This is a genomic window from Pseudomonas sp. SJZ077, assembly GCF_007993905.1.
GTDB lineage: Bacteria > Pseudomonadota > Gammaproteobacteria > Pseudomonadales > Pseudomonadaceae > Aquipseudomonas > Aquipseudomonas mandelii.
Map to the genome: position 1 here is coordinate 1 of NZ_VIUJ01000040.1, position 8,026 is coordinate 8,026.

At 59.6% G+C, this 8,026-nt stretch carries 9 protein-coding genes; 6 read left to right on the forward strand and 3 right to left on the reverse strand.

Annotated elements, in window-relative coordinates; translation table 11 throughout:
* Positions 1-250 precede the first annotated feature (250 nt).
* The 6 genes from hisB to FBY01_RS31335 all read left to right on the forward strand — a co-directional run bounded on the left by hisB (position 251) and on the right by FBY01_RS31335 (position 4,195).
* The gene (gene hisB, locus FBY01_RS31310) at positions 251-844 is read left to right on the forward strand and encodes an imidazoleglycerol-phosphate dehydratase HisB (protein WP_003218037.1); all 594 of its coding nucleotides are present in this window, start codon (positions 251-253) and stop codon (positions 842-844) included.
* Positions 844-1,482 carry an imidazole glycerol phosphate synthase subunit HisH gene (hisH, locus tag FBY01_RS31315; protein WP_010464592.1) on the forward strand — a complete coding sequence of 213 codons (639 nt, stop codon included), beginning with the start codon at positions 844-846 and terminating at the stop codon, positions 1,480-1,482. The genes hisB and hisH overlap by 1 nt, the downstream gene beginning before the upstream one ends.
* On the forward strand, positions 1,483-1,740 hold the full coding sequence (locus FBY01_RS31320) for a DUF2164 domain-containing protein (protein WP_010464590.1): 258 nt from the start codon (positions 1,483-1,485) through the stop codon (positions 1,738-1,740). It abuts the gene before it with no gap.
* 103 nt (positions 1,741-1,843) lie between these two features.
* On the forward strand, positions 1,844-2,581 hold the full coding sequence (gene hisA, locus FBY01_RS31325; protein WP_010464588.1) for a 1-(5-phosphoribosyl)-5-[(5-phosphoribosylamino)methylideneamino]imidazole-4-carboxamide isomerase: 738 nt from the start codon (positions 1,844-1,846) through the stop codon (positions 2,579-2,581).
* Positions 2,582-2,590: 9 nt separating this feature from the next.
* Positions 2,591-3,361 carry an imidazole glycerol phosphate synthase subunit HisF gene (gene hisF, locus FBY01_RS31330; protein WP_007972752.1) on the forward strand — a complete coding sequence of 257 codons (771 nt, stop codon included), beginning with the start codon at positions 2,591-2,593 and terminating at the stop codon, positions 3,359-3,361.
* A 78-nt stretch (positions 3,362-3,439) separates the two neighbouring features.
* On the forward strand, positions 3,440-4,195 hold the full coding sequence (locus FBY01_RS31335) for an ABC transporter substrate-binding protein (RefSeq protein WP_010464581.1): 756 nt from the start codon (positions 3,440-3,442) through the stop codon (positions 4,193-4,195).
* Positions 4,196-4,322: 127 nt separating this feature from the next.
* On the opposite strand, the gene FBY01_RS31340 is transcribed toward FBY01_RS31335, so the two are convergent.
* Genes FBY01_RS31340 through FBY01_RS31350 form a run of 3 tightly spaced genes read right to left on the reverse strand, consistent with a single transcriptional unit; the run spans position 4,323 to position 7,744 of the window.
* A complete protein-coding gene (locus FBY01_RS31340) occupies positions 4,323-5,099 on the reverse strand; it encodes a divergent polysaccharide deacetylase family protein (RefSeq protein WP_077747589.1) in 777 nt (258 codons plus the stop codon).
* 1 nt (position 5,100) lies between these two features.
* Complete coding sequence (locus FBY01_RS31345; RefSeq protein WP_010464576.1) at positions 5,101-6,420, reverse strand: S41 family peptidase; 1,320 nt, start codon at positions 6,418-6,420, stop codon at positions 5,101-5,103.
* Between the two features lie 31 nt (positions 6,421-6,451).
* Entirely contained in the window at positions 6,452-7,744 is a 1,293-nt protein-coding gene (locus FBY01_RS31350; protein ID WP_083375247.1) for a murein hydrolase activator EnvC, read from the reverse strand.
* Positions 7,745-8,026 lie beyond the last annotated feature (282 nt).

Below are 8,026 nucleotides of genomic sequence, written 5' to 3' on the forward strand. Positions count from 1 at the left end.
GGCCAGAGTGATGTTTGCCCTGATGAAAAACCAAACCGAATACAAGCCAAATTCTATGTTTGGGTGTTCCCCCCAAACATAGAATCTCCCACATTTGTTTGAGGCGCCATCAAATCCGCTTGTATGGACATGTCTATCCCCGATACTCCCGGATTCACTCCGTCAGTGATATCACCTCCCGTGTTTCTGTTTCGCGCCCGCGCCCCTATAATGGCTGCCTTTTTCGCCCAATGATTTTGCGGAGCTGGTGATGGCCGAACGTAAGGCGTCAGTCGAGCGCGACACTCTGGAAACCCAGATCAAAGCCTCGATCAACCTGGATGGCACCGGAAAGGCCCGATTTGATATCGGTGTCCCTTTTCTTGAGCACATGCTGGACCAGATCGCCCGTCACGGGCTGATCGACCTGGATATTGTCAGCAAAGGCGACCTGCATATCGACGACCACCACACGGTGGAAGACGTTGGTATCACTTTGGGTCAGGCCTTCGCCAAAGCCATCGGCGACAAAAAAGGCATCCGTCGCTACGGCCACGCCTATGTTCCGCTCGATGAAGCGCTATCGCGTGTGGTGATCGATTTCTCCGGCCGTCCTGGCCTGCAGATGCATGTTCCCTACACCCGCGCCACCGTTGGCGGCTTCGACGTTGACCTGTTCCAGGAGTTTTTCCAGGGCTTCGTCAACCATGCGCTGGTCAGCCTGCACATCGACAATCTGCGTGGCACCAACACCCACCACCAGATCGAAACCGTGTTCAAGGCATTCGGCCGCGCCCTGCGCATGGCCGTAGAGCTTGATGACCGCATGGCCGGTCAGATGCCGTCGACCAAAGGCGTTCTGTAATGCAGACGGTCGCGGTTATCGATTACGGCATGGGCAACCTGCACTCGGTGGCCAAGGCCCTCGAGCACGTCGGTGCCGGCAAGGTCCTGATCACCAGCGATGCCGATGTGATTCGCGAAGCCGACCGGGTGGTTTTTCCCGGCGTCGGCGCGATTCGCGATTGCATGGCGGAGATCCGTCGCCTGGGCTTCGACTCGCTGGTGCGCGAAGTCAGCCAGGACCGTCCGTTTCTCGGCATCTGTGTCGGCATGCAAGCCTTGCTCGACAGCAGTGAAGAGAACGATGGCGTCGATTGCATCGGTCTGTTTCCAGGCCAGGTGAAGTTCTTCGGCAAAGATCTGCACGAAGACGGCGAACACCTGAAAGTCCCGCACATGGGCTGGAACGAAGTGAAGCAGACGGTGAGTCACCCGCTGTGGCACAACATTCCGGACTTGGCGCGTTTCTACTTCGTGCACAGCTACTACATCGCCGCCGGCAACGCGCGGCAGGTGGTGGGTGGCGGTCACTACGGTGTCGATTTCGCCGCAGCGCTGGCCGATGGCTCGCGATTCGCCGTGCAGTTCCACCCGGAGAAGAGCCATACCCATGGCCTGCAATTGCTGCAGAACTTCGCCGCGTGGGATGGTCGCTGGTAAATGGCTGCCAAGAAGAAGCCGCCGATCCTGACCCTCACTCCCGAACAGGAGAACGAGGCCAATCACAAGATCAAACGCTTCATGGAAGATCGCTTCGAACTGGACCTGGGTTCGTTCGAAGCGGCTGAAATCCTTGAGCTGTTTACTCGCGAAATTGCGCCGCACTATTACAACAGGGCGATTTTCGATGTGCAGACGCACCTCAAAGAGAGGTTCGAAAGCATCGAAAGCGACTTGTGGGCGCTCGAGAAAGCATAGGAGCAGCTGCAAGCTTTAAGCTGCAAGCTGCAAGAAGTAGAAACGCGTGCGTGCTTGCAGCTTATAGCTTGCAGCTTGCAGCTCTTTGGACGAAGGAAAAAGCATGCTGATTATTCCCGCTATCGATCTTAAAGACGGTGCCTGTGTTCGTCTGCGCCAGGGCCGCATGGAAGATTCCACGGTGTTCTCCGATGACCCGGTGAGCATGGCTGCCAAGTGGGTGGAGGGCGGTTGCCGTCGTCTGCATCTGGTCGACCTGAACGGCGCCTTCGAAGGCCAGCCAGTCAACGGTGAAGTGGTCACAGCCATTGCCAAGCGCTACCCGAACCTTCCGATCCAGATCGGTGGCGGTATCCGTTCCCTGGAAACCATCGAGCACTACGTCAAAGCAGGCGTGAGCTACGTGATTATCGGCACCAAAGCCGTGAAAGATCCGGCCTTCGTCGCTGAAGCGTGCCGTGCGTTCCCGGGCAAAGTGATCGTCGGTCTGGACGCCAAAGACGGTTTCGTCGCCACTGACGGTTGGGCGGAAATCAGCACCATTCAGGTGATCGACCTGGCCAAGCAGTTCGAAGCCGATGGCGTGTCCGCGATCGTTTATACCGACATCGCCAAAGACGGCATGATGCAGGGTTGCAACGTACCGTTCACCGCTGCCCTGGCCGCTGCCACGCGCATTCCGGTCATCGCTTCCGGCGGTATCCACAATCTGGGTGACATCAAGTCGCTGCTGGACGCCAAGGCGCCAGGCATCATCGGCGCCATCACCGGCCGGGCGATCTACGAAGGCACCCTCGATGTCGCTGAAGCGCAAGCTTTCTGCGATTCGTACAAAGGCTGAGGACTGACCATGGCGCTGGCCAAACGCATCATCCCTTGCCTGGACGTGGACAACGGCCGGGTGGTCAAGGGCGTCAAGTTCGAGAACATTCGTGATGCCGGCGATCCGGTGGAAATCGCCCGTCGCTACGACGAGCAGGGCGCTGACGAGATTACCTTTCTCGACATCACCGCCAGCGTCGATGGCCGCGACACCACGCTGCACACCGTCGAGCGCATGGCCAGCCAGGTGTTCATCCCGCTGACGGTGGGCGGTGGCGTGCGCACGGTGCAGGACATTCGCAACTTGCTGAATGCCGGTGCGGACAAGGTTTCGATCAACACCGCAGCGGTATTCAACCCGGAATTCGTCGGCGAAGCGGCCCAGCATTTCGGCTCGCAGTGCATCGTCGTCGCTATCGACGCCAAGAAAGTCTCCGGTCCGGGCGAAACCCCGCGCTGGGAGATCTTCACCCACGGCGGGCGCAAGCCAACCGGCCTCGACGCCGTTGAGTGGGCGAAGAAGATGGAAGGCCTGGGTGCCGGTGAAATCCTGCTGACCAGCATGGATCAGGACGGCATGAAAAACGGTTTCGACCTGGGCGTCACCCGCGCCATCAGCGATGCGCTGGGTATCCCGGTGATTGCCTCCGGCGGCGTCGGCAACCTGCAGCATCTGGCCGACGGCATCATCGAAGGTCACGCCAGCGCCGTATTGGCGGCGAGTATTTTCCACTTCGGCGAATACACGGTGCAGGAAGCCAAGGCCTACATGGCGCATCGCGGAATCGTCATGCGCTAAACAAATCCATGAAGGCCAGTGGACAGCATGGCGGGCTCAAGGCACTCTTGGGCACGCCATGGATTTCGGTAGCCCAACATGATCAAACGCCTGCTTCTTGTCCTCGCCAGCGCTTCTCTGTTGCTCATCAATGGAGCCCACGCTGAAGAAAGTCCCGACACCGACCTGGTGTTACTGACGGAAAATTTCCCGCCATACAACATGGCGAAGAACGGCAAGAACTTCGCTCAGGACGAGAACATCAATGGCATTGCCGTGGACATCGTCCGCGAGATGTTCAAACGTGCCGACGTCACCTACAGCCTCACACTGCGCTTCCCTTGGGAGCGAATCTACAAGCTCGCCCTCGAGAAACCCGGTTATGGCGTGTTCGTGATGGCGCGCTTGCCGGACCGCGAAAAGCTGTTCAAGTGGGTCGGCCCGATTGGCCCGGACGACTGGATCATGCTGGCCAAGGCTGACAGCAAGATCAGCCTGGAGACGCTGGATCAAGCGCGCAAATACAAGATCGGCGCATACAAGGGCGATGCGATTGCCGAGACGCTGGCCAAGCAAGGGTTGAAGCCCATTGTCGTGCTGCGCGATCAGGACAACGCAAAGAAGCTGGTGAGTGGTCAGATTGATTTGTGGGCAACGGGCGACCCGGCCGGGCGCTATCTGGCGCGTCAGGAGGGCGTTAACGGTCTCAAGACGGTGTTGCGGTTCAATAGCGCCGAACTCTATCTGGCGTTGAACAAAGACGTTCCAGATGACGTGGTGGCCAAGCTGCAAGCCGCGCTGGATCAGCTGCGCAAAGAAGGCGTGGTGGACGACATCATGGCGCGGTATCTCTGATACCACCGTGTTCAAGTGTGGGAGCGAGCCTGCTCGCGATGAGGCAGTGTCAGTCAACATCACTGTTGGCTGATTCACCGCCATCGCGAGCAGGCTCGCTCCCACAGTGGTTTTGTGTCGTTGCGGATTAGCGGTACACGCCATCCTTTCCATGCGCAGCCGTCGCGCGATTGCTGCGCACGCTGATCATCTGCTTGATGTCGATCCACTCAATGCCCTGAGCCTTGAGCTTGGGCAGTTCCCTCTCCAGCACCGCCAGCGTCTGCGGATACGGATGCCCGATCATCACCGCCGAGCCTTGCTTGTGCGCCAAATTAATCGCCGTCTGCAACTGCGTGAAAATCGCCGCTTCGGTGCGCTCGTCATCCAGAAACACATCCCGCGAAACGCTTGCCAACCCAATCTTCTGTGCCTCGGCTGCCGCGACGGTTTGTGCGCTGGTGCGGCTGTCGACGAAGAGCTTGTGCCGGCGCTGCAAGTCCGCCATCAACCAGGCCATGGCCGGTTGCTGAGCGGTCATGCGACTGCCCATATGGTTGTTGATGCCGGCGGTGTAAGGCACGACCTTGAACGCCGCGCTCAGGCGTTTCTCAAGTTCGTCGATGGGCAAATCGGGATGCCAGGCAAACGGGCCGGTGGCCGGGTCCATGGGCATGTGCAGGATGACGATCTTGCCGGCGCGATGGGCCTCGCGGGCGAATTCGGTGGCGTGGGGCGTGTCGGGCATGATCGCCGCTGTCACCGGGCCGGGCAGGGCCAGCACGCGACGATCCCGGGGCAGGTTCTGCCCCAGGTCATCGATGATCAACGTGAGATAGGCTTTCTGCGGCGCAGCGGTAGCGGGCGTTGCGTGGGCAACGCCTGCCAGACAGCACAGCAGACCGATCAGCAGCCGCAGGCGCACCTCAGCGACCGGAGGTGATGCTCAGCCCTTTGAGCAGGCTCAGCGCCTGGGCCAGTTGGTAGTCGTCATCCTGCGGCATAGCCTTGGCCTTGCTGCTGGAACCGCTCGGTTTGTCGGCGCCGCCGTTGCCATTGCCCAAGTGACCCTGCAGATCGGCTTCCTTGAAGTATTCGCTGTCCTGCTCGTTGGTGATCTTGGCCCTGCGCACTTCGATGTCCGGGACGATGCCCTGGGCCTGGATCGAGCGGCCGTTCGGCGTGTAGTACAGCGCCGTGGTGATCTTCAGCGCGCGGTCGTTGTTCAGTGGCAGCACGGTTTGTACCGAGCCTTTGCCGAAACTGGTGGTGCCCATGACCACCGCGCGTTTCTGATCCTGCAAGGCGCCGGCGACAATTTCCGAGGCCGAGGCGCTGCCGCCGTTGATCAGCGTAACCATTGGCACGGCTTCGCTTTCGTCTTTGCCGGTGGCCGAGAAGCGCAGTTCGGAGTTGGCGATGCGGCCCTTGGTGTAAACGATCAGGCCCTTGGTGATGAAGTGGTCGACCACTTCCACTGCCGATTGCAGCACGCCGCCCGGGTTGTTGCGCAGGTCGAGAATGATGCCGTTGAGCTTCTTGCCGTTGTCCTTGCGCAACTTGGCCAGGGCTTTGGACACTTCTTCGCCGGTCTTGACCTGGAACTGAGTGATGCGGATGTAGCCGTAGCCCGACTCCAGCAGCTGCGCCTTGACGCTCTTCACCTGAATGATGGCGCGGGTCAGAGTCACGTCGAACGGCGTACCGCCGTCGCGCACCAGGGTCAGGGTGATTTTCTGGCCGATCTTGCCGCGCATCTTGTCCACGGCTTCGGTCATGCTCTGGCCGCGAGTCGGCTGGCCGTTGATCTTCACGATGAAGTCGCCAGCCTGAATGCCAGCCTTGGACGCCGGGGTGTCATCGATGGGCGAAACCACTTTGATGAAACCGTCTTCAGCGCCGACTTCGATGCCCAGGCCGCCGAATTCGCCGCTGGTGCTTTCCTGCAATTCAGCGAAGTCTTCCGGGCCCAGATAGGCGGAGTGCGGATCGAGGTTGCTGAGCATGCCTTTGATGGCGTTTTCCAGCAGGGTCTTGTCGTCCACCGGTTCGACATAGGCGGCCTTGATCCGATCCATGACCTCGGCAAAGGTGCGCAACTCTTCCAGAGGCAACGGCGCCTTGGTGGTCGCAGCAGTGCCCGCAGGCGCGACCGCCGGGGCCGGTTGAGCGGCAAACGCCAGAGGCGCGCCGATCACCAGGGCGATCGTCAGGGCCAGCGAGGTAAGGCGGGACAAATGCAGCATGTCTAACGAACTCCTGAAGTAGATGGCGTACTTATCCTTGCGCACGACACCATTGCGCCGGATCACTCGGGTGACCCTGCTGACGAATAGCGAAATACAGCGCTGGTGTGTCCTGCCCGCCACTGTTACCGACAGTGGAGATGGACTCACCGGCTTTTACTACGTCACCCGCAGACTTGAGCAGCGTCTGGTTGTGACCATAAAGACTCAGAAAACCGTTGCCATGGTCGAGAATCACCAGCAGCCCGGCGCCACGCAACCAGTCGGCGAATACCACGCGACCGCCATGCACGGCGTGCACCTGGCTGCCGGCGGAGGCGCTGATCATCACGCCGTCCCACTTGGTACGGGCGTCGTCGCCACGGGATTCACCGAAGCGTGCCAGCAGTCGACCATCAACCGGCCACGGAAGTCTTCCCCGGCTTGAAGCAAAAGGGCCGCCAAAGGTCTCGCCTGAACTGGAAACCAATGCGCCAGGGTTCGACTTGACCGGTTTGCGTGGGGCGTCAGTGGCATTCGCCTGCTCCTGAGCCTCACGTAAACGCTTTTTTTCGGCTTCCTGCTGGGCGATGAGCGCTTTTTGTCGCGCCTCTTCAGCCTCTCGTGCCTGGCGGGCCAGGGTTTCTTCGATGGTTTTAAGGACTTTAGACAGGTCTGCCTGATCCTGCTCGCGGGCGGCCAGCTTCTGGTCGCGCGCCTTCACGTCGTCGCTCAACTTGGCCAGGACTTGCTGGCGCTCCTTGCGAACCTTGTCGAGTTCGTCGCGCTGGCTGTCGAGGCTGCTCTTCTGCACCAGCAATTGTGCCTGTTGCAGGGCGATGTCTTTTTCGACGTTGGCCAGTTGGCGCAAGGTTTCGTTGAAATTCTTCAGCTGCTCCAGGCGGGCCTGGCTCAGGTAGTCGTAATAGGTGAGGGTTCGGGCGAATTTTTCCGGATTCTGCTGGTTCAGCAGGAGCTTCAAGTACTCCTGACGGCCGTTCTGATAGGCCGCACGGGCCTGAATGGCGATCAGTCGTTGCTGTTCAGTGCGCGCGCTCTGGAGTTTTTTTTTCTCACCATCGAGTCGCTGCAGCTCGGATTCGCTTTTCTTCAGCTCTTTTTGCAGGGCTTCGACCTGCTTCTCGAGCTTGCCCATCTCGGTCTCGGTGCCTTTGAGGTCTTTCTGCACACCGGATTTTTCTTCCTGCAGCTTGCCCAGCAGTTTTTTCAGCTCGGCAATATCCTGACGCGTGGCGTCCAACTGTTGTTGGGTTTGCGCGCGCTCATCAGCGAAGGCCGGTTGGAGCAGGCAAGTCAGGGCAAGGGCTATCAGGACGCGAAGCATAGAGGCGGGCGACACCAGGGAAAGGGACGGCCTAGTATGCCCGCCAAGCGCCGCAAAAAAAACGCCCAATTGGGGTTGTGTGATAACCGGAGCAGCGTTGCCTCTGAAAACACTCCAAAACCACTGTGGGAGCGAGCCTGCTCGCGATGGCGCCCTGACATTCAACAATGATGTTGGCTGTCAGATTGCTATCGCGAGCAGGCTCGCTTGTATGTTTAGACTTGAAGGGGTGGGTGGGACTAAAGCTCGTCATCTGACTCTAACCAGTACAGACCGTGGGAG

What these genes read in the sequence shown, in the direction of transcription:
- hisA (WP_010464588.1), top strand. Translation starts at nt 1,844, where the DNA reads ATGCTGATTATTCCCGCTATCGATCTTAAAGACGGTGCCTGTGTTCGT.
- FBY01_RS31345 (WP_010464576.1), bottom strand. Translation starts at nt 6,420, where the DNA reads ATGCTGCATTTGTCCCGCCTTACCTCGCTGGCCCTGACGATCGCCCTG.
- FBY01_RS31320 (WP_010464590.1), top strand. Translation starts at nt 1,483, where the DNA reads ATGGCTGCCAAGAAGAAGCCGCCGATCCTGACCCTCACTCCCGAACAG.
- hisB (WP_003218037.1), top strand. Translation starts at nt 251, where the DNA reads ATGGCCGAACGTAAGGCGTCAGTCGAGCGCGACACTCTGGAAACCCAG.
- hisH (WP_010464592.1), top strand. Translation starts at nt 844, where the DNA reads ATGCAGACGGTCGCGGTTATCGATTACGGCATGGGCAACCTGCACTCG.
- FBY01_RS31335 (WP_010464581.1), top strand. Translation starts at nt 3,440, where the DNA reads ATGATCAAACGCCTGCTTCTTGTCCTCGCCAGCGCTTCTCTGTTGCTC.
- hisF (WP_007972752.1), top strand. Translation starts at nt 2,591, where the DNA reads ATGGCGCTGGCCAAACGCATCATCCCTTGCCTGGACGTGGACAACGGC.
- FBY01_RS31350 (WP_083375247.1), bottom strand. Translation starts at nt 7,744, where the DNA reads ATGCTTCGCGTCCTGATAGCCCTTGCCCTGACTTGCCTGCTCCAACCG.